The 26,711-nt window shown below is 64.6% G+C and carries 25 protein-coding genes; 13 read left to right on the forward strand and 12 right to left on the reverse strand.

Annotation, left to right across the window (positions count from 1 at the left end; all coding sequences use genetic code 11):
* Positions 1 to 98 precede the first annotated feature (98 nt).
* The gene (locus IFT77_RS15355; protein WP_192170510.1) at positions 99 to 473 is read left to right on the forward strand and encodes a hypothetical protein; all 375 of its coding nucleotides are present in this window, start codon (positions 99 to 101) and stop codon (positions 471 to 473) included.
* Between the two features lie 55 nt (positions 474 to 528).
* Here the strand turns inward: IFT77_RS15355 and IFT77_RS15360 are convergent, their stop codons facing one another.
* On the reverse strand, positions 529 to 987 hold the full coding sequence (locus tag IFT77_RS15360) for a hypothetical protein (protein WP_192170511.1): 459 nt from the start codon (positions 985 to 987) through the stop codon (positions 529 to 531).
* A 1,292-nt stretch (positions 988 to 2,279) separates the two neighbouring features.
* Between IFT77_RS15360 and IFT77_RS15365 the strand changes: the two genes are divergently transcribed.
* Entirely contained in the window at positions 2,280 to 2,591 is a 312-nt protein-coding gene (locus IFT77_RS15365; RefSeq protein WP_192170512.1) for a hypothetical protein, read from the forward strand.
* A 191-nt stretch (positions 2,592 to 2,782) separates the two neighbouring features.
* Positions 2,783 to 3,259 carry a hypothetical protein gene (locus IFT77_RS15370; protein WP_192170513.1) on the forward strand — a complete coding sequence of 159 codons (477 nt, stop codon included), beginning with the start codon at positions 2,783 to 2,785 and terminating at the stop codon, positions 3,257 to 3,259.
* 145 nt (positions 3,260 to 3,404) lie between these two features.
* On the opposite strand, the gene IFT77_RS15375 is transcribed toward IFT77_RS15370, so the two are convergent.
* Positions 3,405 to 4,922: a hypothetical protein gene (locus tag IFT77_RS15375; protein WP_192170514.1), complete on the reverse strand. Its 1,518-nt coding sequence runs from the start codon at positions 4,920 to 4,922 to the stop codon at positions 3,405 to 3,407.
* Between the two features lie 144 nt (positions 4,923 to 5,066).
* On the opposite strand from IFT77_RS15375, the gene IFT77_RS15380 reads away from it, so the two are divergent.
* The 6 genes from IFT77_RS15380 to IFT77_RS15405 all read left to right on the forward strand — a co-directional run bounded on the left by IFT77_RS15380 (position 5,067) and on the right by IFT77_RS15405 (position 9,239).
* Positions 5,067 to 5,399, forward strand: coding sequence for a hypothetical protein (locus IFT77_RS15380; RefSeq protein ID WP_371741084.1), 333 nt, complete (start codon positions 5,067 to 5,069; stop codon positions 5,397 to 5,399).
* 98 nt (positions 5,400 to 5,497) lie between these two features.
* Positions 5,498 to 6,115 (forward strand): hypothetical protein, encoded by a 618-nt coding sequence (locus IFT77_RS15385; RefSeq protein WP_192170515.1) that lies wholly within the window; start codon positions 5,498 to 5,500, stop codon positions 6,113 to 6,115.
* Between the two features lie 66 nt (positions 6,116 to 6,181).
* Positions 6,182 to 6,901, forward strand: a complete 720-nt coding sequence (gene lepB, locus IFT77_RS15390; RefSeq protein WP_192170516.1) for a signal peptidase I — start codon at positions 6,182 to 6,184, stop codon at positions 6,899 to 6,901.
* Between the two features lie 158 nt (positions 6,902 to 7,059).
* A complete protein-coding gene (locus IFT77_RS15395; protein WP_192170517.1) occupies positions 7,060 to 7,509 on the forward strand; it encodes a hypothetical protein in 450 nt (149 codons plus the stop codon).
* 816 nt (positions 7,510 to 8,325) lie between these two features.
* The gene (locus IFT77_RS15400) at positions 8,326 to 8,862 is read left to right on the forward strand and encodes a phosphoribosyltransferase family protein (protein ID WP_197980921.1); all 537 of its coding nucleotides are present in this window, start codon (positions 8,326 to 8,328) and stop codon (positions 8,860 to 8,862) included.
* A 104-nt stretch (positions 8,863 to 8,966) separates the two neighbouring features.
* A complete protein-coding gene (locus IFT77_RS15405; RefSeq protein ID WP_192170518.1) occupies positions 8,967 to 9,239 on the forward strand; it encodes a hypothetical protein in 273 nt (90 codons plus the stop codon).
* 369 nt (positions 9,240 to 9,608) lie between these two features.
* Here IFT77_RS15405 and IFT77_RS15410 read toward each other — a convergent pair whose 3' ends face one another.
* Positions 9,609 to 10,484, reverse strand: coding sequence for a cyclase family protein (locus IFT77_RS15410; protein WP_192170519.1), 876 nt, complete (start codon positions 10,482 to 10,484; stop codon positions 9,609 to 9,611).
* A 173-nt stretch (positions 10,485 to 10,657) separates the two neighbouring features.
* Here IFT77_RS15410 and IFT77_RS15415 point away from each other — a divergent pair, with 173 nt between their 5' ends.
* Both IFT77_RS15415 and IFT77_RS15420 read left to right on the forward strand, forming a co-directional pair.
* On the forward strand, positions 10,658 to 11,089 hold the full coding sequence (locus tag IFT77_RS15415) for a MarR family transcriptional regulator (RefSeq protein WP_192170520.1): 432 nt from the start codon (positions 10,658 to 10,660) through the stop codon (positions 11,087 to 11,089).
* 69 nt (positions 11,090 to 11,158) lie between these two features.
* The gene (locus IFT77_RS15420; RefSeq protein WP_192170521.1) at positions 11,159 to 11,383 is read left to right on the forward strand and encodes a DUF2283 domain-containing protein; all 225 of its coding nucleotides are present in this window, start codon (positions 11,159 to 11,161) and stop codon (positions 11,381 to 11,383) included.
* A 135-nt stretch (positions 11,384 to 11,518) separates the two neighbouring features.
* On the opposite strand, the gene IFT77_RS15425 is transcribed toward IFT77_RS15420, so the two are convergent.
* The 4 genes from IFT77_RS15425 to IFT77_RS15440 all read right to left on the reverse strand — a co-directional run bounded on the left by IFT77_RS15425 (position 11,519) and on the right by IFT77_RS15440 (position 14,472).
* Complete coding sequence (locus tag IFT77_RS15425; protein ID WP_192170522.1) at positions 11,519 to 12,361, reverse strand: serine aminopeptidase domain-containing protein; 843 nt, start codon at positions 12,359 to 12,361, stop codon at positions 11,519 to 11,521.
* Positions 12,362 to 12,454: 93 nt separating this feature from the next.
* Positions 12,455 to 12,853: a hypothetical protein gene (locus tag IFT77_RS15430; RefSeq protein ID WP_197980923.1), complete on the reverse strand. Its 399-nt coding sequence runs from the start codon at positions 12,851 to 12,853 to the stop codon at positions 12,455 to 12,457.
* A gap of 65 nt (positions 12,854 to 12,918) precedes the next feature.
* Entirely contained in the window at positions 12,919 to 13,809 is an 891-nt protein-coding gene (locus tag IFT77_RS15435) for a TIR domain-containing protein (RefSeq protein WP_192170524.1), read from the reverse strand.
* A 99-nt stretch (positions 13,810 to 13,908) separates the two neighbouring features.
* Positions 13,909 to 14,472: a recombinase family protein gene (locus IFT77_RS15440; RefSeq protein WP_192170525.1), complete on the reverse strand. Its 564-nt coding sequence runs from the start codon at positions 14,470 to 14,472 to the stop codon at positions 13,909 to 13,911.
* Between the two features lie 411 nt (positions 14,473 to 14,883).
* Here IFT77_RS15440 and IFT77_RS15445 point away from each other — a divergent pair, with 411 nt between their 5' ends.
* Entirely contained in the window at positions 14,884 to 15,942 is a 1,059-nt protein-coding gene (locus IFT77_RS15445; RefSeq protein WP_192170526.1) for a hypothetical protein, read from the forward strand.
* A 147-nt stretch (positions 15,943 to 16,089) separates the two neighbouring features.
* Here the strand turns inward: IFT77_RS15445 and IFT77_RS15450 are convergent, their stop codons facing one another.
* From IFT77_RS15450 to IFT77_RS15460, 3 genes are all read right to left on the reverse strand, one after another.
* Positions 16,090 to 16,689 carry a recombinase family protein gene (locus tag IFT77_RS15450; RefSeq protein ID WP_192170527.1) on the reverse strand — a complete coding sequence of 200 codons (600 nt, stop codon included), beginning with the start codon at positions 16,687 to 16,689 and terminating at the stop codon, positions 16,090 to 16,092.
* A gap of 812 nt (positions 16,690 to 17,501) precedes the next feature.
* Positions 17,502 to 23,927, reverse strand: coding sequence for a PA14 domain-containing protein (locus tag IFT77_RS15455; protein ID WP_192170528.1), 6,426 nt, complete (start codon positions 23,925 to 23,927; stop codon positions 17,502 to 17,504).
* Between the two features lie 768 nt (positions 23,928 to 24,695).
* A complete protein-coding gene (locus IFT77_RS15460; protein WP_192170529.1) occupies positions 24,696 to 24,923 on the reverse strand; it encodes a hypothetical protein in 228 nt (75 codons plus the stop codon).
* A 64-nt stretch (positions 24,924 to 24,987) separates the two neighbouring features.
* Between IFT77_RS15460 and lepB (IFT77_RS15465) the strand changes: the two genes are divergently transcribed.
* On the forward strand, positions 24,988 to 25,845 hold the full coding sequence (lepB, locus tag IFT77_RS15465) for a signal peptidase I (RefSeq protein ID WP_192170530.1): 858 nt from the start codon (positions 24,988 to 24,990) through the stop codon (positions 25,843 to 25,845).
* 62 nt (positions 25,846 to 25,907) lie between these two features.
* Here lepB (IFT77_RS15465) and IFT77_RS15470 read toward each other — a convergent pair whose 3' ends face one another.
* Positions 25,908 to 26,279 (reverse strand): hypothetical protein, encoded by a 372-nt coding sequence (locus tag IFT77_RS15470; protein ID WP_192170531.1) that lies wholly within the window; start codon positions 26,277 to 26,279, stop codon positions 25,908 to 25,910.
* 77 nt (positions 26,280 to 26,356) lie between these two features.
* Positions 26,357 to 26,711: hypothetical protein (locus IFT77_RS15475; RefSeq protein WP_192170532.1), on the reverse strand; the 355-nt coding region annotated here is incomplete at its 5' end.

The raw sequence follows: 26,711 nt of genomic DNA on the forward strand, positions 1-26,711 counted from the left end.
TCAAAGTGCCTGAATCGACCCGAAGATGAAGTAGTCGGCCGTTGCCCTTAGCAGGCCGACCCTCCCCTCAGGAAGTGCCGATGAGCTAACTTCTGTCCATGTCTTTGAACCCGTTCGAGAATGCCGAGCTTGAGCGTGCCGAACGCGCTGTTGCTCGACTACCTCGGCGTAAGCCGTTTCCGCATCGGAAGCCGGCATCACCTCTCGGCAAGGTCTTGACGGTTGTCGCTCCGCTGAGTGCGATCGCGACGGTGGCCCTTGAGATGAAGTTCTCCTTTGCCCCGACAACGGTCATGACCGTCTGGGGTGCCTTAATGGTCGCCGCCGTTCTCACCGTGGCGACGTGCCTTGCCGCTGGTGAGTTCGGTGGGCGCTCTGGCCGCATCAGCGGCATCGTCTCCGGCATCCTGATCGTCCCGCCCATTGGCATCGCTTTAGCGTCCTGGGCGACAGAGCTGCTGGCAAGCTTCTGACGAAAGCCCAGACCAACGACTCCCGATCGCGGAGCCCCGACCGGCCAACCATCCCCTATCGGACGATGACGCGCCACGCGCCCTTATCGGTGCTCGCCACCGAGGAGAAGCTGACTTTTGTCACGCCCCCGCGGGACGACTCCGGGATGTCCAGCTCGAGCACGCCCTCGGCACAGCTCGCACGGGCGGACGTCGTATCTACGGCACCCGCAGCCGACGTCAGACCCAACAGCCCCTCGACGGATCCGTCGCCGAAACACTCGAGTTCGACTCGCCTGATCGTCACGGGCTCCTTGAAGGCCGCCGAGATCTGGTCGCCCTCTGCTTCCTCGCCTCGTTCGACAAGCGATGCCAAGACGGCCAGCGCGTCGCCGTCGTCCTGCACCGCTGAAGGCGCCTGGTCGAGCCACAGAGCAATGTCGCCGGCCTGGTCACCGGGATCCTCCTTCGAGCACCCGACGAGGCTGACAGCGCAGAGGGTCACGACGAGCAGGCAGAGCGATCGAGGGCGCACGGTCGAAGGATGGCATGAAGTGCACTTCGTCGCGACGCCCCACTGCGAGGGCCCGGCCAGCCATCCCCTGTCGGGCACTTTGGGGAGATAGCTGGCGCCAGGCCATGGAGCACGCGATGAGCGACCGCCCAATATCGCAACCCCGATAGGGGGCACATCGCCTACGACTAGACATCAAGACGGCATGATTGGTTGCTGAGGACCGAGCTGGAGGAAGACGTGGGCCGGGCACTGCGACCGCTATTGATGCGACACGCGATCTGGGGCGGGGCCCTGGCAGGAGGCGGTTCCGCCGTCGTCATCGCTCTCGTCCTCATGGGTGGGCCCGCCGCTCTTCTTCCCCCGACAGACCCGAGCAGCGCCAGCTACTACTCCTACACCCTGTGGTCGGCAGCCTTCTTCATGGCCTGTTTCGCTGTGGCCGGGAGCGTGGTGGGTCTTATCTCGTCGCTTCTGGCGTGGGGTGTCGCCCGTTGGGTGACCCCCCGCCGGTCAGAGTCGTGGACCCGGGCGGTCGTCGTCATCGTGGCTGCCAGCCTCCTCGGAGCCGCCTCGGCTGCGGCCGTGCTGGTGGCGTTCGATCTCGATCCATCGGCCGGAGCCATGTGGGCGACCTGTGTTGCCGTAGGTGCGGCCGCGGGAGCGTTGGGCGCGAGCTGGGCGTTGTGGATGTCGCAGGGTAAGGGTGAGTCGTTCGTCTCGACATCGACATCGACATCGACATCGACATCGACATCGACATCGACGTAACCACACTCGAAGGCGTCAACTATGCGGTCTTCGCGAGGCGCCTAGTCGATGTCAAAGTTCGCAGCAAACGATCCCCTACCGGGCATTGAGAAACGACGGACGCCCCCGACGCGATCGGGGCGCCTGAGTCTCCCAGCTGAGCCACCACGGCAATTTGGTGGAGCTGACATGGCCGACGGTCATCGAATCCCCTTCGATTCGTGATGGGTATCGGGTGAACTCCGCCAGCGCCGATGGGGAGTTCAGTTAGGCGCGTGTAGTTGTCACAAGGTTGGCCACATCTTGGGAAACGGGCGGCGCTAGGGTGCCTGGATGGACTTCTCTACGCTGCTTGTTGTCATGGGCATTTATGGGGGTGGCGCACTGCTTGTGGCCGTTGCCGTGTACGGCATCACCCGCCTTGCCGTCAGTCACGCGCTGAGGAGTCACAGTCGTCGACTTTCCGACGGCTAACCCAGGCACCGCGTACCCAACGCCCACATGACTCGTGAGTTCCACGGAAATCCTGCTCTTCCTGGTTGTGGTCCTTTATTCTCATGACCATGACGCGCACGAGAGACGTTGAGGGGCGGAGCCGGGCCACCTGGGTTTCGGTGTTCTCCTTCGGATGCGCAGTTCTTCTCGGCGTGATGTTCCTGCCTGGGTGCCTGCAAGTGAACGCGGTTAGCCCACAGGCCCGCGATCCCTGGATCGTCGTGACTCCGACGGCGTTCATTTTCGCCGCCGTTGGCCTGGGGCTCACATCCCTGGCTTCGTCTCAGAAGCGTGGCGCCGTGGCTGTCACATTCTTGGCAACGCTCGGGCTGCTGGCCTTTGCAGCCGCCGGCGTCCAAGCAATGGGCGAAGCCTGGTAGCCGAACGGCTGACCTCGCTTGTACCTGGCTGCCGCTCATGGATCGTCCATCGGTCTTTGACGCAGCCCCTCTTCCCCGGGGGCCGCCTGTCGTGCTGTGTAGCTCGTCTCCTCAGGAGAGTCGGCGCACCTGGTCGGGGGGATGCCCCTGCCCGGGCGCAAGCCCTAGCCTCATGGAAAAGGGGAGTCCTCATGAGCGTTGCCTTGGAACGTCCGGTACACGCGCCGCGATCGGATGTGCGCGTCTTGGTCGGGACGGGGGCCGCGATCGGCGCGGGCTGTGCGCTGCTGCTGCCCATCGTGTGGATCGTCGTGTGGGGTGCCTTCGCCGGACTCGACGGCGCCGGGATCGCGGGATGGGTCGTCATCGCGCTCGTCTACGCAGTTCCTGCTGCCGTGGTCTTCGCCCTCATCGGAGCGGTTGCCGGACTCGTCAGCGCGTCGCTGTGGCGGCAGCGTCACCGCTGGGGCAGATCGAGAAGCCAGACATCAGCGGTGTTGGCCACAGCGGCAGTTGTCGGCATCTCAGCGGGCCTGGCCCTGAGCCTCTTCTTCGGTGATCCCCTTTCCGGTGCCATCGTCGGACTCGTTGCCGCATCAGGTGCCGGCCTCACGGCGGGATCGAGCCTGCGCCGACTGGCACGACGAGAGGCGCCGCCCGTTCGGTAACCGATCGGTCACCGACCACCGGCCGATGCTAGCCACTCCCCCGCAGCTACGGGGCGCCGGCTGTCTCGATAGATCAGTCCGACCTGATCTCGTGAACGATCGTCCAATGCGACACGTTGCGACGCCCTCGCACGAGCGATAGCGGTCAGGCCGAGCCTCCTTGAAGGGTGGTTGGGTCTGCCTGGACGACTCCTGGTGCCATCCATATCCCGTGGAAGTTGCCGCTGTTCATCGGCATGCCGAAGTTCACAATCTCCTCCTGCTCACCGCTCCTCGGGTCCACCGCCAGCACCGACACCCTCCGCTTTTCACGCACGTAGGCGAGGAGGCGCGTGTCGTCGAGCCATCCGAGGTACTCGATGGCTTGTGTGCGGTGTTCGGGCAGGACGGTGATGGGTCGAGTGTCTTGCTGCAGTGTGTCGCAGACACACATGTCTTGCTCGAGGTGTCGACCTTGCTGCGTGCGTTCGACGAGCAGCTTGATACCGCTGGGGCTGAAGGAGCCTGATCCGCGAAGTTCGAGTCCGTAGTGGCTGAGCCCGGAGAACGGCTTGCCGCTGAGGTCCACGACGTCGAGCTGGCTGAATGGATTCGATCTCGATCGGAAAGCCAAGGCCGCCCACCGTCGATCTGGCGAGAACTGGATGGGACTGCCCGTGTAGTTCAGACCCAACGTGACCGCGAACTGCGGCTCGAGCTCGCGGATCTCTCCGTCGCGCTCGAGGGTGACTGCGGCGGTGGCGTGGTACATCTCCAGCTGTGTGTAGTGCACTCTCGCCTGCAGCCCCGGGCCTCCGTGGTGCACCTGGGTCTTGGCGGGGAAGTCGGGCTCGACCTCCACCTCGCCAGACACCAGGTCGAGACATCGACGCTCGGTGGAGACGCGCTCCATGCCACGAGGGGACGCGACGTAGCGCACGTGCCTGCCATCTGGGGACAGAAGCCACTCGCGGCAATTCCGGCCGTCGGCGAACGGGTCGTCGAGACGCACAAGTCCCTTGCCCGGGTCCCACACCCAGACGCCGTCCATGCCGGACATCATCCACGGCACGGGGCCCCCAGGGCGGCCCGTTTTGGTGCGCTGTCTCGCGACGGTGGCCCGGCGGGTAGGGGTGTCCTGGACGGAAAGTAGTGCCCGCTTCCGGGCTCTGGTCTTGGTGGGGGCGCCCGCAGCCGGCGTCGCACCCGGGGAGATCTCCAGGGGTGCGGCCTCGTATTCCGGCAGGGCCACCAGCAGATCTGCGGTCAGGGTCGCCGGGTCCCAACGCGGGTCGGCGGTGACGATCCCGAGGCGGAGGGCGTGGCAGTACATGGCCGCGTTGACGGTGGTGATGGTGTCGGAAGCTTCGTCGTCGAGGGAGTGGTAGAGGTAGTGGTCGATCGCCTTGAGGACCTCAACGGCCGACCACTCCTGGCGCTCGGGATCGGTGTGCTCGTAGGGCTCGTGCTCGTCGTCCCAGTCGTGGCGCTCGTCGAACACGGCCTCGTTTTGGGCGACGAGCATCGCGCCCACCCCCGCGGCGTTCTCGGCACCCACCTGCTGCTCGACGATCTCGCCCTGCAGGTCGTGGTGTCCCCAGCGAAGGGGCCCGCCGAAGCGTGCCTGCTGGCCGGCCCAGACAAGTACGCGGATGTGCTCGTGGTGGATCAGCGACTTGCTCATGCTTGGTCCTCTCGATCGACCGCGCCCAGCATGCAAGGCGAGGCGTCAGCACAGCCACCCCCCGTCAGGGCCAGCAGGAGGTCGGCCGCACAACGATCCCTATCTGAGACTGCGCCCCCGGAATCAGCGAAGTAGGATCGGCCCGTGCCCGACAGGATCATGTTCATCCAGCTCAAGTCCGGCCACAACACGGACGAAGGCCCGTCTTGGATTACCCGGTTGCGATTCACGAAGTCCTGGCGCACCGCCCACTTCCGGGGCCGAACCCTGAGAAGGGTCACGGGCACGGCATTCGCCAACTCAGCCGCCAATTTCTACGATGTCGAATCCGGTGAGGAGTATTGGGTCTCAGGCCCGAAGCGCGATCGAACCGATACGCGGTACGGCCACGGAAAGCCGATTGTCGAGGACGACGTCCGGGCCGAATACGAGGCTTTCCTACAAGGCGCCGCCCTACCAGGACGGGAGCGGGGCTGAGCGACCAGTAGGCGATCCCCTATCGGGCATAGGCGGGACCAGATTCAGGAGCTCGCCAACGCTGTTGCGCAGACCAGGTGCGGATGGTGAAGTGACTCATGACGTTCTTCCCCGAAGTCACGCCTCCCGACGACGACTCGTCTGAGCACTACATGGCTCCTGAGTGGGCTGCGCCCCCCGTCGACTGGCTCCCGAGTCGCATCGGCGTGTCCACGGCCCTGGCCACGACCGACGACATCGCCGTCACGGTCACCGGGCTCTCGGTCCACGCCACAGGCCTACAGATCGACGTCCAGTGGTTGCTCCGCAACCGTCACCAAAACCGCCGAGACTGGTCCTCCCTCATGGACAGATTCGGAGGCGGACGCTGGGGCAACGGGGCAGTTGACCCTGCTCGCAGCATCCGTTTCGGCGTCGTCCTCGACGACGGGACGAAAGTCGTCGCTGACGTCAGCGACGCTTTCCACGACGATCCCACCAAGGCGCCAACAGGACCCCTGTTGACCCTCACCGAACAGGGCGGGTCGGGCGACGACTCCTACTTCACGACCTCGGCTCGGCTGTGGCTGTGGCCCGTACCCCCGGATGGCCGGCTCGAGCTCGTCGTGAGCTGGCCCGAATTCGACGTCTCCGAGGCAAGGCACACATTCGACGATCACCCCTACTCAATCGCAGCTCGCCAGGCTCGACCCATCTGGAGCAACGAGGGCAACTAGTGCACACCGGCCAACGATCGCCTATCGGGCACCGAATGTGGGGGCTCCGCCCAGTACGTTGTCTCCATGCCAACGGCCCTCAACACTGCCGGCCGACGCCCGCGATCAATCTGGCGGTTCCTGCGTGACGTGCTCGTCATCTTCCTCGCAGCCCTCGTCCTCTCTTTCCTGGTCAAGACCTACCTCGTGCGCTCCTTCTACATCCCCTCGGGGTCGATGGAGCACACCCTCGAAATCAACGACCGCGTGATTGTCAACGAACTCGTTCCAAGACTTGTGCCCCTGCACCGCGGAGACGTCGTCGTCTTCGCAGACCCCGGCGGCTGGCTCAGCCCTCTCGAAGCCGCAACCCCTGCCACGGGACCAGTTGACAAAGTGCTCTCCACCATCGGGTTGGCACCCCATGACGGCACCGGATATCTCATCAAGCGCGTCATTGGCCTGCCCGGAGACACCGTGACCTGTTGCGACGATTTCGGGCACATGAGCGTCAACGGCGTCCCCCTCGATGAGCCATACATCACCCTTCTCCCTGACGAGACCCGCGCTTCCCGAGATGACTTCACCGTTACGGTCCCCGATGGCTCCCTCTGGGTCATGGGCGACAACAGGTACAACTCGAGGGATTCCCGCTACAACCGTGACAAACCCGGGGAAGGCTTCGTTCCCCTGAGCGACGTCGCTGGGCGAGCAGCCGTCATCAGCTGGCCCTCGAGCCGCTGGACCTGGCTCGACAATTACCCCACCGTCTTCGCCGGCACCGATCCCCGCTCCACAACCAACTGAAGGATTGCGACGACGCACGTTCTACGGAAGCGCACAAAGAGGGTGCGGCCAGGGATCCCCTCTCGGGACGGGCCAAGCAGAGGACATTGCTTTGAGCTGCAGGGGTGTGCGTATGCTCGCAGCAGCACCAGCCGCACTGTCGCGAAGGGTAGGACACGATGATCCGACGACGCATCCTCAAAGCTTCTGCAGGAGCAGTCGTTTTCTGCCTACTGCTATCAGGTTGCAGCGGAACCGCTGCGGCGGGGACCGACGACCTGCCAACCTTCACGTCGATGGACCAGCTCGTCTCCGCCGTTGACGAGCACCTTGGCTGCGACACCGACCCTGTCGGAGATCCTGTCACTCCGATGAACGGCGACGCCCTGCCCGCGGACCAAATGCTGTGCCTGCCCCACGTGCAGATCGACCTCTACGAGGACCAGGCGGCACTGGACAAGGCTCTCAACCTGTGGAGCGATACCCAACAAGGTCCCGTGCCGTTGGTGCACGGTGCCAACTGGATGGTGGTGGATCTCACCGGGGTGGCTACTGGTGAGCCCTCGGCCGTCGACTTGGAAGGGTTTGCATCTGAGATGGACGCCGAATACGAGACCGTCGCCTCCTGACGACGCATCGGTGACCGGCGAACGATCCCCAAGCGGGCGTTGCGCTTTAGGGCTGTGCAATCATCGGTTCGACATGAGCGAAACGAGAGCCAGACAATCACGCTCTCGTCCGAGGGCGCGACAGCTTCCGCTGGAACGAACGACATCCGGCGCGATGGCGGCCGTATGGTCTGGCCGCGTACTCATCGCATTGACCATCGTGGTCGTGGTCCTCACGCGCTGGGCTCACTCGTGGTGGGAACGCTCGGGATGGGACGCCAGCGGATACCCCCGACACTGGCTTCCGATCATCATGCTGATACTCGTCTTCGCGGTCAGCGTCAGCGCTCTCTGGCTGTGCGGACTCGCGGCCTCTCCGTGGGCGGCACGGCGTGACGGCCAGTCTCTGCTCGTGACTACCGTGATGGGGCGGCGGCGACTCGTGGTGGAAACCTGCCGCGCCCTTCCATTCCGTGTCATCGGCATACCGGCAACCGTGCACGGCGCCGTAGTTCTCGGTTCCCCCGGCATGATCGTGATTCTCGTCGAAGGCATACCAAACCGCGGCCGAACACGCATTGCGGGACTACTCGATCGAACGCCACGCAGTGGTGCGGGACGAATCCTGATCGAGCACCTCATCGGGCTCCTAGGCCTTGTCGTCGTCGCAGTCGTTGCCCTCGCTGTAATTGCTCTTGCGCTCTGGGCATCGGGCACAGCATCTCGAGGCGCCTGAACCCCGCGCATTCGAGCCCAAGTCAACAACCGACTCCCGCAGCCCCGCAGACGATCGTCTATCGGGACGCCCCACTTCTTAGGACTGGATAGCGTCATACCGTGAACGAAGAAGACACGATCCTCGCCGGACGCCAGGCCGTGCTCGAGCACTTCCGGTGGTTCGATGGCGCTGCCGACACCTGGTCGATGCTCCGATCAGCGGAAAATCTCTCAACGGTCGTCGCGGGCTTGGCCGCGCTCGTCGAGTCAGAGCGACCTGACGTGATCATTGGCATCGAGTCCCGGGGATTCGTCCTCGCGCCCGCTGTGGCGCTAGCGCTCGGCGTGGGGTTCGCCCCTGTACGCAAGGATGGCTCGCTCTTCCCGGGGCCCCTGGTCAAGCGCATGACCGGACCGGACTACCGGGGCAACCGACGCACTCTGTCCGCACGGCAAGACCTGTTCTCCCCCGGTCAGCGCGTCGTCCTGGTCGACGATTGGATCGAGACGGGGAGTCAAGCGATCGCCGCGGAGGCGTTGGTCGCCGCGTGCGGTGCCCTGCTCGTCTCTGTCGCAGTGATCGTCGATGAAGCCGGCGCCGTGGCCCGCGCAGAACTACCGACGATCACTGGCCTCGTGCGCGCATCCGAGTTGTAACCGCCCGCTTTGCGATCGTCCAGCGGCCACATCCATCAGCCTGTTGGACGGCGGGCAACTCTCGGGGCATCCTGGTGCGCGAAATGGCGCGCTATGGTCCAGGCATGACGCGTCGTACCGGCCTGATCTCCCGCCTCGTTCTGGTTGCCGGTTTGGCCGCATTGGTTGTGGGCGTCGTCGTCCTTGCCATCGCCTCGGCGCAGCCAATGTCCTTCGGGTGGTTCGCCTATGCGCCCCTGTCAGACACGACGTCCACCGCCGAGGGCGTGCACTTGTTCTCGACCGCGAGCCTCCTGGGCGCGGTCATTGTCATCGTCAGCTTGCTCGTGCTGGCAGCGTGGCTCGGCTACCGACGGGGTGTGCGCCGCAAGCCTTGACGAGCCGTCCCGATAGGGGATCCGATCCCTGACGGGGAACGTGGGCGAACCCAGGAACCCCGCCATTCACAGCGGGGTCTGAGCTGCCCTCGCAACGTAGCCGTGTGTCGGCCCAGCGCCTAGTGCCCGGTGAAGGATCGGGCTACGGACGATCGTCTGCGCCTTTGATGCCTGCTGCCACGGCACGTCGAATCACCCAGTAGAGCGCGTAAAGAATCGCGCTCGTGACTGCAACGAAGAGGGCGACGCTAGACAACGGGTCCATGACCCAACCGTACGAGGCGTCGTGGGCCGTAGTTCGGGAGTTGATCTCACGAGCTGTTCCGATAGACGATCGGTCATTGCGGCGCGCACGGCCGTGGTGTCGGTCTAGAAGATGGCTTGGGGGTTCACGGGCACGCCGGTGAGGCCGTGGAGGCGGGGCGGGGCGATGCTGAGCAGGAAAGTGTGTCGGCCGAGCTCGGCGCATGTCGCGGCGAGGTCGTCGGTGGCGACGCTGTCGACGAGGGGCATGCCCAGGCGGGCCAGCCCGACCATGTGCATCGGCATGGGCATCTCCGGGTCGCTCGGCGGGAAGGAGTCGCTGATGTCTCCGGCGTAGAGCGAGACGCCACGGTGGTGCATCCACGTGACCGCATCGACGGTCATGCCCGGCGCCTGGGTCTTGGCATCCCAGCTGAAGCCCCAACCGCTGCGGACCACTACGGCGTCGCCGGGCAGCACCTCGACCCCGGATCGCGCCTCGGCCGCGTCGAGGTCGGCCGAGGTGACGGGGTGCGCGGACGGCAGCCGCCCCTCCGGTGCCAAGTCGAGCAGGACTCCCCGCGTCGTGATCCCCGCGGCGAAGGCGGTCGTGGAACCGTGCAAGACGCCTCCGGCCGTGACTGCCTCCTCGAGTGGCCGGCCCGGGTACACGGTGCCGTTGATCGGCATGTGGGCGAAAGCGTCGACGTGCGTCAGTGCCGGGTGATGCGGCGTCACGACGAGGACTTCGGACATCCCCATGGGCGGCGTGCCCGTGTAGAGCAGCGCCTGCTGCACGGGGGGCGACGGCGGTGCAGGGGGAGCGAACGGCCCGCCGAGCATCGACGCGGGCTCGACCGGGTACGCGAGCGACACGCTCCGGCCGATGCGCACCTCCTCAGCGGCGCGAGCCCTGGCGGCGTCGTCGATCAGGTTCAGCGTGCCGAGTTCGTCGCCGGCGCCCCAGCGGCCTCGGTCGTCGGGGAGTGCGGGTGTTGTCATGGTGCCTGTCCTGTCATGTCGGTTCGGTGTCGCGCGGATAGGTGGTGCACACTGCAGGGAGGTCCTGAGAAGCAGGTTCCTGCACCGTAGCGCAAAAAGCAGGTTCCTGTTTTTCGGAGATCGTCGACGAGGAGGCACGCATGGGTGACGATGGAGGTCGCGGGCTCGAGTCCGTGCTGGGCTGGAACGCGGTGAAGGTCGCGCGCATCATCGGATCTCAGATCACCGCGGGGATGGCGGAGCACGACGTGAGCCTCGTGCAGTTCGGCGTGCTGTCGTGCCTGGCGTACGGTGCTGAGCTCACGTCGGCGGAGATCGCTCGGGCCGTCTTCGTTCGCCCGCAGAGCATGTCGGATGTGCTGGACGGGATGGAGCGTCGCGGTCTCGTCCGCCGGGTGGGCGTTCGCGTCCGCGGCCGGAGGAACCCCGCCGCGATCACGCCAGCCGGCCAGGCCGTGCTCGACGCGGTGCAGCAGGTGGCCCTGGCGACGAACGACCTCAGCATGTTCGGGCTGGACGCGTCGCGGAGCGCGCAGCTCAACGCACTGCTGCTCGCTGTCATCGAGGGCGCGGAGAAATCACCGGGCGTGGGCGACGCTTACTGATACACGCCCGATAGGAGATGGGTCTGCGGGCTCCTAGTGCGTTCCCGTTCGACCTGCAACGATCAGTGCATGTCTCGCGATGAACGCTTCACACACGACCCAGACAGTGACTGTGCCTATTTATACGTGGCGCCGTCGATTGCTGACGGCGAAGCCGTCGTGCAAGTTGTCGTGGAGCGTGAGGGCAGGGGAGACATCGTGCTCGACTTCGATTCCGAGGGTCGACTTCTGGGTGTCGAGATCGTCGGGGCCCTCGCGCTGCTCACGGCCGAGACTCTCGAGACGGCTTCTTAAACACGGCCTCTGGATGTAGGAGCGCCCGATAGGGGATCCCCTATCGGACACTCCTACCTCCGTCATTCGGCCGGTCCCGGGACGGTGAAGTGGGTCGATGCGTCGCTCACCGCCCTGCCTTCTCTACGGTCTTAATCAGAGGTGACGGGTGAAGAAGTCGACGGCGTCAGCGGCGGCAGCCTCCCGGACGTGGGAAGGATCCTCTCGGTCACCGAGGAAGACGTAGTGGCCCGCGGTCGCGCCCACGCTGGCAGCCTCCGCTCGAGGCATGAGATCGGCGTACACGCGTGCGTTCTCCGCAGGGGGCGTGATGTCGTCGAGGTCACCCCAGCGTACGAGCACGGGCGCCTCGATCATCCTCAGGGACGCAGGCGTGAGGACCTCTGCGATGCCGGGTGCGAAGAGGGCCCCGGCGCGCACGCGCGGATCACGGACGGGACGCGCAGCGGACTGGGCCAGCAGCTCGAGTTGTTCGATCGAGTACTTCGCGCGGAGCGCCTCCATGAGGTTCGGGAACTCGGGCACGCGCGGGGCAGGGACGTGCCCGGCGAAGAGGGCGCTCATGACCCGAGTGTCGATCCGAGCACCGAGGAGAGCGGCGACGGTGTAGCCCCCGAGGGAGAAGCCGGCGCTGCCGATCCGGCGCTCGTCGACGTCGTACTGGTCCTGCACGTGGTCCAAGAGGTAGCTGAGGTCCCTCGGTCGCTCAGACACCAGGGTGAACCCCTCGACGAGGTACTCGTCGTTGTAGCTGTTGCCGTGATGGTCGACGGAAGCGACGAGGAAGCCTGCCTCGTTCAAAGGCGCGGCCAGCCAATCGAGGTCCTCCCCGGCGCCGCCGGTGCCATGGGACAACAAGACCGTCGCAGCCGGCCCCTCTCGGCGGCTCGGCCAGATCCGCGCCCGAATCGGCCGCGGCCCCGACCCCGACCAGCTCGGTCTCGTCGCGTCGTGGAGAAGCACCGTCTCTGGTTGCACGGTCGGAGCCTATAGGCCTGCACGGAGGACACCGCGCGACGAATTCCGGTCGCCCAACAGTCCGCTGGTGGATCGGCTATCGGGCGGACACTCCTAGAAAGCGAAGGCTTGACCGCACACGAGGCAGTGAACGGGAGCTTGGGTCTCATCTGGGACCTTGATCGGCTCCCAGGCGTGACAAGGGGACGCGAGAATAATCATGTCGTCCGGCTCCACCATGGGATCGGGTTCCGCAGGCTTGTCAAAACTCCCCTTCTTCGTGACCTTGACGTGCTTGGTGTTTAGCCCGCGAAAGGCTTTTGACAGCTCATCGTCCATAAGTTGCATCGCGGCAGGCACGGCCATGCCTCTGGTGTATTCGATCTGCTCAGTCGTCCACCACTGGTCAAGTCCAGCAGGCTGTCCACAGAACGGGCAGTAGTAGGCAGACGCCGAAGGCTGATGTTCAGCATCCTCATTTGCGGGCCCGTCGTGCCATTTGAACTGCTTCAAGCAGTTAGGGCATTCCCTGCGCATGAAGCCGTCGTTGTCCAAAGGAATTGAAATCGGAATATTCACTAGTCCCCACTCACAAATTCGTCTTGCTCGATTGGAACTCCGTCAGCCGTTCGGGCACGCAGTTTGATGGTGAAGTAGGAGCGCTGAACCTGACTGAAGGACGCGGGCAGGCGCTGGAGGACTCGAACTGACTTGCCGACGGGCAACTCGGGAACCGGCAGCTCGTCCGACGTTCGAAGAGTGTCGTCGTCCTCCGAAGCGGCGGCCGTCAGGTCGTAGACCGAGCCGGGACCCTGATTAGTCACGATGACATCAGCAAACTTATTTCCGCCTCGTTCAAACAAGCGAGCCGACAGTCGCGGCAGCCCGGAAGTCTCGGAAGAAGGCAACTTGCGCCCTAGCGGTAGCCCGTTTCCAGGCGGACCAGGCGGGGTTAGATCACCCGCCTCGTGCCAATCAGTGCCTTGCATCCGAACGTCGCACCCTGCCGTCAGAAGACGGTTAGCGAGGTCTTGCCTCTTCGCTACGGAGTTGTCGAGCCGCACGCTGTGGCGGCCATGAATGTCGCTGAAAACCTTGACCTGTCCGAGCTCGACGATGAGCGTCCGATCTGGGTTTCGTCCCATGGCCATGCCAGCCTCGTAAAGCACGTTCGGTCGCGGTTGCATCTGCGGGGCCGTCTCCGGGTCCCCTGGGTAGGTCAGCGATTCGTGAAGGTGCGCCACATCGTCGGGTGTTTGAAGCACGATTACGGCCTGCGCCCGTTCGAACGCCGCATCTAGGACGTCTCCGATGTAAGGGGAAGCGCTTCCGGTCATGGCCAAGGCTTCGGACCATTCAATTGGGAGCAGACCGATGGCCCGAAGGTACTCAAAGAGCCCCTTTCTCGCAGCCTCGTTCCTGCCGTGGATTACAAAGACACTGCGAGGGTCAACACCGCTGGTGATCATGCCTCAAGAATACGTAGGCATCTTCCCAATAGTGACTTGGCGTCAAATCCGGTAGCCCAATTGAGCCCAAGCCACCGCTGGAAACCACTCAGGCGTAGGTCACCCCGCTCGCTGAATGGCTCGATAGACCGTTGACCGGGCGACGCCGAAAAGCTCCGCGATCTCGCTTGTCGTGTGGGCGCCGGTGCGGTGCAGCTGCACGAGGTGCTTCTCCTGGGAGGCGGTGAGTTTGGGCTTGCGGCCGCGGAGCTTGCCGGCGGCCTTGGCGATCGCCATGCCCTCACGGGTACGGGCGCGGATGAGGTCCGCCTCGAACTCGGCGACCATGCCGAGGACGTTGAACAGCAGCCGGCCGACGGGGTCGGTGGGGTCGTAGACCGCTCCCCCGAGGTTCAGGGCGACACCCTTCTTGGTCAGCTCGTCGGCGATGTCGGTCGCATCGCGCAGTGACCGGGCGAGGCGGTCGAGCTTGGTGACGACGAGGACGTCGCCGGCACGGCACGCCGCCAGCGCTTCGCGAAGGCCCGGCCGGGCTCGAGTCGTGCCGGACAGCCCGTGGTCAACATGCACGTGTTGATCGTCAACACCGAGCGCTGCGAGACCATCACGCTGTGCTGCGAGATCCTGTCCAGAGGTCGAGACGCGCGCGTATCCGATGAGCATCCGACGACTGTAGCGTTTATACCCCCATCACCGGGCACTTTTGCGGGACAGGCATACGCTAATCCGCAGGCCAGGCGCCGCTTGACCCCAGCCGGCCAGACACGGTCGCGAAGAGTGTCCCGATGAACGACCGATAGCCGGATGTGGCAGCGCTAGAGCTTCGACCAATCCATAATTGAGGTTGTCTCGAATCAATTACGCGCGCACAAGCGCGCAACCGAGATTGACGAAGGAGTCCATCGCATGCCCTCAGTGCCCACCCTCACCTGCCCCCACTGCCGCCACACGTTCGTCGGAGTGAAAGTCGCTCAGCACGGGCTCATCAAGTGCGGCAACTGCGGCAGGACCATCCGAATCTGACGAATCTGCTTCGCGCGCCGTCCCGGTAACCGATGCAATTGAGGAGGACCAGTGACTGCCAGTCAGTTCCGCAGCGAGCTTGAACGCAAGCGCAAGAATCGCACCGACGCGGAAAAACGCGTGGGTGAGTTCCGAACGAAAGAGTCTCAAAAGCGCAGCGACAGCGCCAAGGCGCGCGCCGCTGCCTCTAAGACGAAAAGCCTTTCGACGGCTCAGAGCAAGATGAAGGAGGCCGAACGCCGAGACAAGGAAGCGGAGGCGGCAGGAAAAGAGGCCGCACGATGGCAGGTCAAGGCAACGAGCTACATGAAGGATGAAGCGAGCTTGATGACGAAGCTTGTGAAGGCGGAACGCACAGAGACGGAAGCCGCTGAACGGAAGCGCTCTCGAGACCAGCAGCAGGCAGACCGCCGGTCAGCTGCGGACAGAGAGGCTCTCGTGTCTCGCGTAGCCCATGCGGAAGCGAGCGTTGAGCGGGCGCTGCGAACCCTGCCAGCTCCCCGGGCTGAAAAGCTTCGTGTTCTTATCCTCGGCGCCTCCTCCGAGGGTGATCTGCGAGTCGGTCGGGAGCAGAAACGCATTCGCGCGGCCGTGGAGTCAGCTCTCCACCGCGACTACATCGAGCTCGACGTACGCCCAGCCGCGACGACAAGCGACCTCTTCGACGGCATCACCAAGTTCCGCCCCCACGTCGTCCACTTCTCAGGACACAGCAACGATCAGCTCATCGTTTTTGAAAAAGAAGACGATGAGCCACATGAAGGCGCAGTCGTCACCGCCCAAGCTTTCGCCGCCGCGGTGCGGGCCACCGACACCCCACCCCTTCTCGTTCTCCTTAATTCCTGCCACTCAGCCGCCCAAATCGATGACTTGGTCATCGATGTCGCCCCGTTCGCAATCGGCATGGCCGACAGCATCGATGACGCAGACGCCATCAGCTACGCAGCCCAGTTCTACGCAGCCGTCGCCAATGGTCAATCCATTCAATCGGCTCACCTCTCCGGACAGGCAGCCCTGCAGCTCGCAGGGCTAGACGGGGCGGATCTTCCAACCCTGGCAGCTGCCGCCGACGCCGACCCGAGGTCCGCCATCTTGGTCAAGCCAGCATGACAAGGTTCATAGGTCGAGAATCCTGTGCCCGCAGCAGGTGACCGAACCACGGTTGCCAACACGAGCACGTCCTCGTGGTCTCTCGCTGGAAGGTTCAGGCGCAGGGGCTGAGCGCCCCGCGTCCGAGACCAGCGCGGGGCGCTCCTCTCACTCCCCCGCCACCTCGTCGTCGGTCTTACGCGCCAGGGCCCGGTACAGCGTCGTCCGATCAATCTGCAGATCGCGGGCAATCTTTGCCTTGGGCACCCCCGACTCGATCAGTCGGCGCGCGTCGACGAGCTGCCTTACCGTCAACTTCTGCGCGCGCCCCTTGTATTTCCCCGCAGCCTGCGCCAGGCGGATGCCCTCCCGTTGCCGCTCCCGGATGAGGGTCCGCTCGAACTCGGCGAACGCACCCAAGAGGTTCAGCATCAGCCGGCCGATCGCGTCGTCGGTGTCGCGGCTATAGGTCTGCTGCTCTTTGACGAAAACCACCGAGGCGCCCTTGCCCGTGACCTCATCCACGATCTCCCGAAGGTCCGTGAGCGACCGGGCGAGGCGGTCCATCGAGGCGACCTTGACGACGTCGCCTTCTCGGACGTACCGGATGCACTCCATCAACGCCACCCGGTCAGCGCGGGAGCCGCCCGAGACCTTCTCCTCGAACACCCGATCGACGTCGCCGACGGCCTCGAGCTGCCGGCCGAGGTTCTGATCGACCGAGCTCACCCGGACGTATGCCACAACCTGTGTTTTGTGCTGCACCATCCCTAGACCCTGACACACACCCGTCGCTAGAGGGTCAAAGCGGACCCTAACGCCACGCGTGTCCCCAGTTCAGCGGCGTGTGGTGCTGGGGTATACCCGACTGACACGCCTGCTTGGTACTTCATGCGGCACGTCAACAGCTCCGGTCAGTGCACCTAGGGAGCTGATGATTCACAAGCCAGTTCTGTTCCGGTTGATGACGGTTCGGCCTCGACTAGCCACTTCGACAGCTCGATCCGCGCGAAGGCGCCTGATGGCGAAGCGGGTTGACTGGAGGAGGAGCAGGTTGACCCTTCGGTCCTGAGTGACAATTCTGAGACTTGGAACTGGGGATCGCTCAGACGAAGAAGTCGCGAACAAATCTGTTACTTCATCGGACGCGAAGGAGGCGACCACTCTTGGTTTGCGAAATCCTTGCCAGATAGAGATCGTCGCGACAGATACGACGACCACATATGTCCGTATCGAGAACCCGCTCGCAACACCCCGAGCCTCTTGGTAGCTCCTTAGGTCCCAAATGCCCTCGACGACCACGTCTGAGTTCGACGATGATCGGGCAATTTGGCGCAGTCTTACTGAGCGCAAAATGCCATAGGCCCAAACTGCGCCGAAAATAACTATGGCTCCGCCGAACCGGAAGACGAGCGTCTGGGCCACGTCCTCGCGACCTACCGCGTCACGGAAGAGATCTGGAATCAAGAGCGCAGTTGGCAGCAATCCAAGGGCAATCGCAACGTAAGCGAGGCCGCCGAACTGGGGAAAACTTCCCGGGAGATTGTCCCGATCGACCAAAGGTGCTGGCCTCTCACCCATCATCGTTTTCCAACCCAATCAACTCCAGTCCACATACCACTGACGACAAATCCAGCCCAAATGCCTATGCGGCCCGGAAACATGTTGGTCGCGGCACTTGTGATTCCCTCGGCCTTACACCGGGGAGACCATCTCGAACCGATGCAACTGAACAATGCGGAACCGAGACCGGTTACGCCAGCTGTGATGGTCAGGGCAGGTCCTAGATACGGAACCTTCCCGAAAACAAGTGAACCCGCGGACGCCCAGAATGAGATATTACCGAGTTGAACCCCAGTGCGTGTGGCATTAGCTCTCTTCTGTGCAGCGGTAAGCGGAGTGAAGCATCTTCCACGCGCACCCTGCGTCATGCCGGCGGGACACTTGGGCTTTGTGGAGGCGCGTGTCTTGGGGCGTGAACAAGAGTTCCTGAAGCAAGGCTTCGCCTGTCCACTGAGGTCGTACTCGTTCAAAGGGTCTGAGACGTACCCATAGTCGTTATCAACTCCACCCTCGATTGGGTCGACCTCGATGAATCGACCCAAACCGGCGACGTATTGGCGGGCTCCCATCTCGATGGTTGAGAGGGTGCTGAGGTGTTCAGTGAGTTTCTGGTGTTGGCCAAGCCAGCCGTAGTCAGCGTCACCAGGCTTGTTGTCGGGCCCAGCCTGGTTGGCCGGCACCGTACCCAACGCACCCGTCACCGGGTCCATAGTCTGACCAAAGGGGTCGTACACGGCAAGCCCGGCGGACCGTGTGCCGGCCTGATCGGCGGTGACGATGATGTCGCCGTGGATGTTCGGGTACGACCACGATTGCGACGCCGCCCCCATCGACACCAGCACCGAGCCGGGCAGGGAGACCACGGCCGAGGTGACGGAGCCTTGGTCGTCGAGTTCGAGGTCTGGGCTGTCCCCGTCCCCGGCGAAGGAGTACGTCGTGGAGGTGGTGACCCCGGCTTTAGTGGTCTGGGTGCGCTTAACGATCCGGTCGGTGACGTCTCGCTGGTAGACGATCTTGCTGCCGTCGTCGAGGACCGTGGTCATGTGCCGGTCAAGGCTGTCGTAGGTCATGACCTGGTCGGCGAGCCGGGTGGTGTTCCCGTGGGCGTCATAGGTGATCTTTGCCGCGGGAATCGTCTGAGCCGTCGGGGTCGCACCTGCCGGAGGCGCGGTCACCGTGGTCGACAGCAGCCGGTCGGAGGTGTCGTAGCAGGACGTCGTGACCGACGCGGCGCCTCCGTCCTGGGTGTCCGTCGAGGATGTCCGGTTCCCGTTCCGTCCAGCTGCCGTGGCACCACAAGTGGCGTTGGCGAAGGAATACGTCAGCTGGTGCCGCGGGATGGACGCGGTGACCAGGCGGCCGGCGGCGTCGTACCCGTAGGAGGACACGTTCGACACGGCGCCCGAGGTTGTGGTGTTGGTCAGAATGCGTCCCGACTGCGACCGGATAACCTGATCCGTCACCGATTGCTGCCCGTTAGGGAATGCCCACGTCAGCCCTGAAAGGGTGCCGGTGGCGTTCTTCTGGATGGACTGCAGCACCGACCCGTTGCCGAGGTTCCCGGTGCCGGCCGGGTACGACACCGAGACCAGCTCGCCGCGGTCATAGACCGGGAGTGCCAGGACGGCGTTGTCGTAGGAGACCTTCGTGATCTGGCTATCGGCGTTGTACTCGAACGCCTGCGTGTGCGGGAGCCCCTTGGCAGCCTTCGTGGTCGTCAAAGTCACCTTCCCGGTCCGGTCGTACGCCGTGGTGGTGATGGTGTCCCACACGTCCGTGTACGACACTGTCTGGCCGAGGAGGTCGATCTTCGTGGTGATGGTGCTGCCGTTCGGGGAACCTGCGACGGACCCGTCCGTGGTGCTCGAGGTGAGCGGGTCGCCGGCGACGGCGTAGTTCGAGGTCGCCGTCCTAGCCGGGCTGGCGCCGTATGCCGGCGTCGTCGCGGTGACTGTCCGGCCGCGGCCGTCGTAAGTGACGCAGGACCAGTCGGCGTCGCCGGTGCGCTTCGTGCCGGCGACCCGGCCGAGGCTGTCGGTGACCATCGTGGTGACGATCCCGGCACCGGTCGTGGTCGTCTTCGTCCCTCCGTACTGCGGGGTTCCGGCCGGGACGCCGCAGACGGCTGCGGTGGTGGTCTCGGTGTCGCCGTAGTAGGTCGACGTCGTCGCCCCTGCAGCAGCCTGGGCAGGGAGGGTGCGGGTCAGGCGTCGCAGATACCCCGACCCGACGGGCTCGTACGTCGTCGTGGTCTTCAGGGCGAGCCCTGTCGGGTCTTCGATCGTGGCGGTCGGCTGGCCGAGCCACGGGTTGGCGTACTCGGTCGAGGTCGTCTGCGACGGGACCTGGCTGCTCGAGACTCCCGCGACGCCGGCCGGGGCCGAGTCATCGGTCGTGCTCGAGGTCGCAAGTCCGTAGTCCGGGGTCAGGGCGGAGCCGGGGACGACGCTCTTGGCGAGGCCGGGGCCCGTCCAGTACAGGCCGAGGGCTGCGTTGTAGGTGTTGTCGATGTAGTGGATCCGGATGCGGGCCTGCTGGTTCGGGGCCGTGGTGGTGATCGTGACACCGGGTGCGTCGTGGACGGCGCCGGGGGTGGGGTCGGCGGGTGAGGGGATGTCGTTGATCCACACCTGGCTGGCATCGTCGGCGCGGGTGTTGACCGTGTAAGTCCCGGCGGTGGGGAACGTGATCAGCCCGGTCAGGCGGAGGGACCAGTTGTCGGCGGGGATGCCGGACATCGGGGCGTCCATCACCCAGTCTTTGTTCACGGTCCCGTCCGTGGCACCGATGCCAAGGCTGTAAGCCTTCGGGGCGCCGGCGAACCGGTTGTTGTCGTACCAGACCGCGTTCAGGCCTGCGAGTCCCTTGTCGTAGGTCGTCGTCGAGTGCGCCAGCGTCACCGCGCACGACGCGAGCGGCTTCCGGTCGGTGCCGAAGCAGGCGGCGGGAGCGGGTCCGTAGGTGTCGGTGGGGCGGTCCTGGGCGTTGTAGATCGTCGTCGACATCCGCCCCTGCGCGTCGGTGGAGGACAGCTGCATGTCCTTGCCGTTCCACACCTGACTGCTGGTCAACCCCGTGGGGCTGGTGGAGGTGAGCTGACGCCACGCGTCGTCGTAGGTGACCGTCATCGCGTGGGCACCGGCGGGCACCGTGAGTCCTGCGACGTCGACGGTCGCGGTGCCTGCACCGGTGGCGGGGCCGTACGCGTAGGTCTTCTGAGGGCGGGTGTTCTCGGTGACGCCGTCCGGGGCGGGCAGAGTCACGCTCGTCGCGCGGCCTGTGGAGTCGTAGGCGATCTGGGTCTTCACCGCGGGAGCGTCGACACGTCCGCTGTTCGGTACGGCGAGCCAGTCGTTGGCGAGGCTGTCCCGCAGGGCGGTCAGCTTGCCGTCGTCATAGCCGAAGTCGGTGATCTCGGTGCCTGGATCAACGATCCGGGCGAGGTTCCCCTTGGCGTCGTAGAACAGGTCCGTGGCGGTGCCGTCCGGGTAGCTGATCTTGCACAGCATCCCCGACGGAGCAGCAGCCAACCCGGCCGGAGGCGCGGTGCAGGGAGCACCGGTGGAGGCGCCGTAGGCGAAGGTCACCTGGCGCTTGTAGGTCTTCGAGGCGGTGTCGTAGGACAGCGGGTCCGAGAGGGACTCGATCATCCCGGTGCCGCCCTTGTAGGTGGCGATCGGGGTGGCGCGCTTGATCGCATCGCCAGCTCCGGTGACGGTCTCGACCCGGCCGGAGGCGCCGAACACGGTGACCGTGCCGTCGTCCTCGGTGAAGGTGACCTTCCCGGTGCCATCCAGGGCGACGACGCCGTACTCCCCCTCGGGGGCGGTGTAGCCGGTGGAGGCGCCGGTGCCGGAGGTCTTCGTGTAGGTGTGGGCCGTTCCGGTGGTGTCGGTGAGGATCACGGCACTGTCGGTGACCTGGACGCTCGACCAGTCACCGGCGTCACCGTTCAGCGCGGTCGATGCCGACCAGCCTGCGGGCAGGGTCTCGACCTGACGGGAGAACCACGACGGCGGGACCACGAACGACTTGCCCGTGCTGTCCTTCACCCACAGCTCGATGCCCGCGGTGACGGCGCCTTCGTAGTAGTCCATCGAGAACGGCACCGCGTCGGCGGCGAGGTCGACGTTCGAGCCCCACAAGACGGCGCTTCGCGACTCTGCGGTCCACCCGCCCGTGTAGACGTCCTTGCCTGCCACCGTGACCTTGGCGCCGTCATCGCGGCTGACACCGAACTGATAGGTCCCGGCCGCGGGCGCCTTGAGGAAGCCGGTCCATCGGGCGAGGAAGTAGTCATTCGGGACGGCGGGGCCGGGAGATCCGGAGGCCCAGTCGAAGGACACGTTCGGGTCCGTGCGCACCAGGACGGGGCTCTTGCCGGTGAAGTCGAACGCCGGGGTCGCGCCCGCTGCAGGGGTGACGTCGTAGTACGACCCGGTCAGGCCGCCGGCCTTGGGCTTGAGGCTGTTGTAGCTGAAGGACATGCCCATGCTGCCGCCCACGGTCGACACCGTAGGAGACGAGAACCGCATGCCGACGTTGCCGTTGGCGAGGTTCACCGTAACCGGACCTGCAGTGTCGACGGGGGCGGGCCCGGATTCACCGATCCGCTGATTCACGACGAGGGCGTTTCGCCACGACGGCTGCGGCTTGTCGTAGCCGTCGCTCGTGCGGACGGACCAGGTGTACCGGCCGCCGTCCTGGAGGGTGTTCTCGGGGACCGTCCACGAGGGCGTCGCGAGCCAGCCGGAAGAGTTCACGGCCCCGGTGACACCGTCGGTGCCGGTCGCGATCGTGAACTGGTACTGGATCGGGTCGCCGTTGGCGTCCGTCGAGGTGCCCGTGGTCAGGGTCGGGGTGAGCCCGGTGATCACCGTTGCGTCCGCGATCGTCGCAGTCGACTGCGCCGGGGTCGGGGCGGGGGTGTTCGTGTTGAAGGACCAGGCTGCGGAACCTCGGATGGTGGAGGTGCCGTGGTCGCCGTCGTACGCGTCGCGGACGTGCGCCTTCCAGTAGTAGGTCTTGCCGGGCTGCAGGATGCCAGCCGGGACGGTGGACTGGGGGGCGTTCTGCCAGCCCGAGACCCACACCGGAGCGACGTCGGGGTTCGGGTTCTCGCTTACCCGGTAGACGTACTGGAAGTCAGTCTGCTCGGGGTTCGTGGCGGAGATCTGGAAGGTGGGGGTCAGGGACGAGCGGCCGCCAGCGGCCGGGGAAGGTGCGATGGCGCCTCCCGCACTCGGGAAGTCCTTGTAGGTGATGTACATCGCCGTGTTCACGGTCTTGTACGTGTATCGGCCGCGGATCTCCGCGCCGGCGAGCATCAGGTAGTTGCCGCGGGAGCTGGCGTTGACCCAGTTCGAGATCTGCTGGGTGATGCCGTCGTCGTCGGCGACACCCGTCGTGCCGAGGGTCCAGTTCGAGAGCTGGTTTCCGACGCCGTTGTACGAGAACGCGGTCGCGTAGTCGATCGCGCCGGTGAAGACTTCTTTGGTGCCGGCGTTGTAGTAGGCGCTGTCGATGTAGGCGTCAATGACCTGCTTGCCGAAGAGCTGCTCGTAGTTGTAGTGCTGCACGCTCCGCCAGATGGTGTCGCCACCGTCACGGGCGTTTCCGATCCGGGAGACCCCGTCGGTGCGGTTCACCCCGTCGCTCCGGAACGCGTGGATGTCCTCCATCCACGACCCGTGCACAGCCGGGTCGATGTGCACCGGGTACACCCGCTCGGTGTCGGTCAGCCACGACCGAGCAGGCGTCATCCCGACACTCCACACACCGTCGCGCTTCTGGGTCAGCGTCAGGGGGACCATCGCCTCCGCGGCGGTCTTCTTGCCCTCGACCCCGGACGAGTCGTACATCACCGGTGCCGGGATCATGAAGACCGTGGCACCGGCGGCATCGGTGAAGTCCACGGCTCCGAACTCGTCCACCGCAGCGTCGAGCCCCGGAGCTGTCACCGTCCACGACCATGACGAGTTCGCCTTCGCAGGCTGCTTGGCCAGGACCAGCTCCTCCTTGACCCCGCCGTCGGTGACGTCGTAGGTGAGATCCGTCGACGGGAACACCTCGGGGTAACGAACCGTGGTCGCGCCGGCGCCCGAACGTACAGCGACACTGTGGACCACCTTGCTGTCGGCGGCGCCGTCGAGGGAGAAGCCAAGAGTGTGACCGTCGCGGCTGACCGTGAACACGTCCCCGCCAGCGGCAGAGTCCGCGAACACCGGCGACAAAGGGTGCGCCGCAGGCTCGAACTCGCCGTTCTTCTGCTTGTACAAGGTCGCGTCGACCTCGTCCCACGACCCGTCCACTGCCTCCACGTTGAGGGGGCTCTCACCGATGACGGCGGTCTTGGTGCCGTCCTCGTTCTCGAAGGTGTCCTGGAACTCCGTCTGATCCACCAGGGTCGACGACTTGGGGTCGAATGACTCTCCGGCGTCCACGGGGTCCTGCGTCGGCTCGGGCTTCGCCGCCCCACCCTCAGGGGCCGTCGCGAAATCGCCCCCGACCGCGGGCACTGGCTCCCCCGCCGGCACCGTCGGCACAGCCGGGTCCACCGCGTCGGAGGAGATCGGCGGCACCGAGCTGTAGTCGGGCACCGGCTCCGCAGCAACGGCAGGCACCGCCACGAGCAACTCCGCGACAAGCGCGAACACTGCGACCGAACCAACGACAGCGCCGCGGCGCCCCCACCCTGTGAACATCTCGAACCCCTCGAACCGACGAGCCACTTCGGCTCGATAAGAGCTGAGAATATGCACTGAAAGCACCGCTAAAACGCCTCACAAAGTGAGGGATGTTTGCTTCCAGCGCCTCGGGGTACAACTCAAGGAGCTGCGCACGGTGCAATCGGGCCAGGGCGACTCCCCGGGGGTGCACTGAGGGGTATGTCTTCGCAGCGCTCGTTACGCATCCGTAACCTCGACACGACATCTGTCGATCATGAGCCCGCCTTCAATGGGGGCTCCTTCCACCGTCAACCTGCGGACTACGGTCAGAGGATGACCGGCCGATACGACCCAAGTGACCTGACGACCTATGGGGCGATGGACGACGAGGAGCTCGACATGATCATCGACGCTCTCGACCGCGCCAACGAAGAATGACCCGCACGTGAAGCCCATCGATTGGCCGCACACCCGACTCACATCCCGGGAGAGTTTCGCCCGGGCGTCGATGTCAATCGCGCTCACCGACACACTACGTACGAATCACTTCGCCACATTGACCTTCGCGCGGCACGGTTCCTGGAAGAACCACCGGCAGTTCAGCGCGCTGTCCTCCTCCTGCGGCGAGACGCCCTGACGCAGGAAACGGGCAACCGCGGCATCAATGTCTGAGCGCTCGTGTCGGGATTTGCAAGTCTCGAAATAGTCGTCTCGCGGCTGTCGTGCCGCCGGCACACCACCCACAAGACCTTGCGCCACGTCGACATCCATGTCGGACGAATCCTCGAAGAGCCTCCCGCGGTGCGGCGCGCATTCCTCCTGATCTTGCAACGAGATGCCCCCGCGCACGAGGCAGGCAGCCGCGGCATCGAGGCCTCAACGCTCGTGTAGGGACTCGCAAGTCTCACAGCACCGGTCTACCAAAGCGCAGGCAGTACGGTTTGTCCATGCGCCCAAGAATGGCGAGGCCGTAGTGCTTCGACAGACAGCTTCCACGCCCCCACGAGAACGGGGCGCCAGGCCAAACGGAGTACTCAGATTCCTTCGTGACGTAGTCGTCATTTTCCTGGCCGCTCTACTTATCTCCTTCCTCATAAAAACGTTGCTCATCAGGTCGTTCTACATTCCCTCAGGGTCCATGGAGACGACCCTGCAGATTGACGATCGAGTGATCGTGAACGAACTCGTGCCAAACCTCGTGGACCTTCATCACGGCGACGTGGTGGTCTTTGAAGACCCGGGCGGATGGCTGCCTGACTCCGTCGAGGTCTCCCCCACTGCTGTGGAGCGTGCACTGGAATTCGTGGGGCTGCGTCCTCACGACAGCAACAACCACCTCATCAAACGAGTGATTGGGTTGCCCGGTGACACGGTGGCCTGCTGCAACGACTTTGGGCAGATGACTGTCAATGGCGTACCACTCGACGAGCCGTACACGAACCTCACGCCTGAAGAGCCCGCATCGCGGGATCCGTTTGAGGTGACCGTGCCCGAAGGATCGCTCTGGGTCATGGGCGACAACAGGAACAACTCTCAAGACTCCCGCTACAACCAGGGGACACCGAGTCGTGGCTTTGTCCCTCTGTCAAACGTGGTCGGTAGAGCATCCGTCATCAGCTGGCCCTACACACGATGGTCTTGGCTTGATAACTACCCTTCGGTATTCGAAGGTGTTGAACGCGAAAAGCAGTAATTGAGCGTGAAGAAGGGGCAAGGCCAGCTGGCCTTGCCCCTTCTTCGTGCTCGCCCTCGGGCCTAGCGCAGCGACACTGTGGTCAGAGAGTTCTGCCCCTTGTAGAAGGTCGCGGTCAGCTGGCCGGTGTATCCGCCGAGGTTGCAGCTTCGCGTGTCGTTGTAGCCCATCGTGCCGGAGCAGATGCTCGCACCAGTGACTCCCTTGTTGATGGACCACCTCGCCGTGCCCGTCGAGGTCGTCTGCGTGATGGTCTTGATGCTGGCCGTGCTGGCGGTGAAGTTCCCCTGGGTGTCACGGCACACCTCCTGTGTCCTGGAACACGACGTCACCTGCACGGCCGCCTGAGCCGCGGTGGGAACAGCCACGACAGCTGCGGCGACGATGCCGAGCCCCACAGCGAACTTGCTGATTTTGCTCTTACGAAGGTTCATGGGTTTCCGTTTCTGAGACTTGTTACTGGGTTGAATTGAAGATGAGAGTCAAGCTGCGAGTGACGCAGAAGCCTCCGTCATCGAAGCGACACCGTGGTCAAGCCGCCGGGACCCTTGTAGAACGTCGCCGTGAGCTGGCCCTTGTACCCGTTCAAATTGCAGCTCTTTTGGTCGTTGTAGCCCATCGTCCCGCGGCAGATCTCCGCACCCGTCACGCCCTTGTTGATCGTGTAGAGCTGCTTGATCGTTGACGTCGTACCGTTCGAAATGGTCTTGATCGTCGCCGTACTTGCCGAGAAGCTTGCCTGCGTGTCGCGACACACTTCTTCTGTTCTCGGGCAGGAAGTGACTTGAACGGCAGCTTGAGCGGCCACCGGCACGCCGACCACGGCCCCCATTGCCAAGCCAGCTACAACGGCGACTCGTCCAGCT

This window comes from Frigoribacterium sp. CFBP 13729 (assembly GCF_014841875.1).
GTDB lineage: Bacteria > Actinomycetota > Actinomycetes > Actinomycetales > Microbacteriaceae > Frigoribacterium.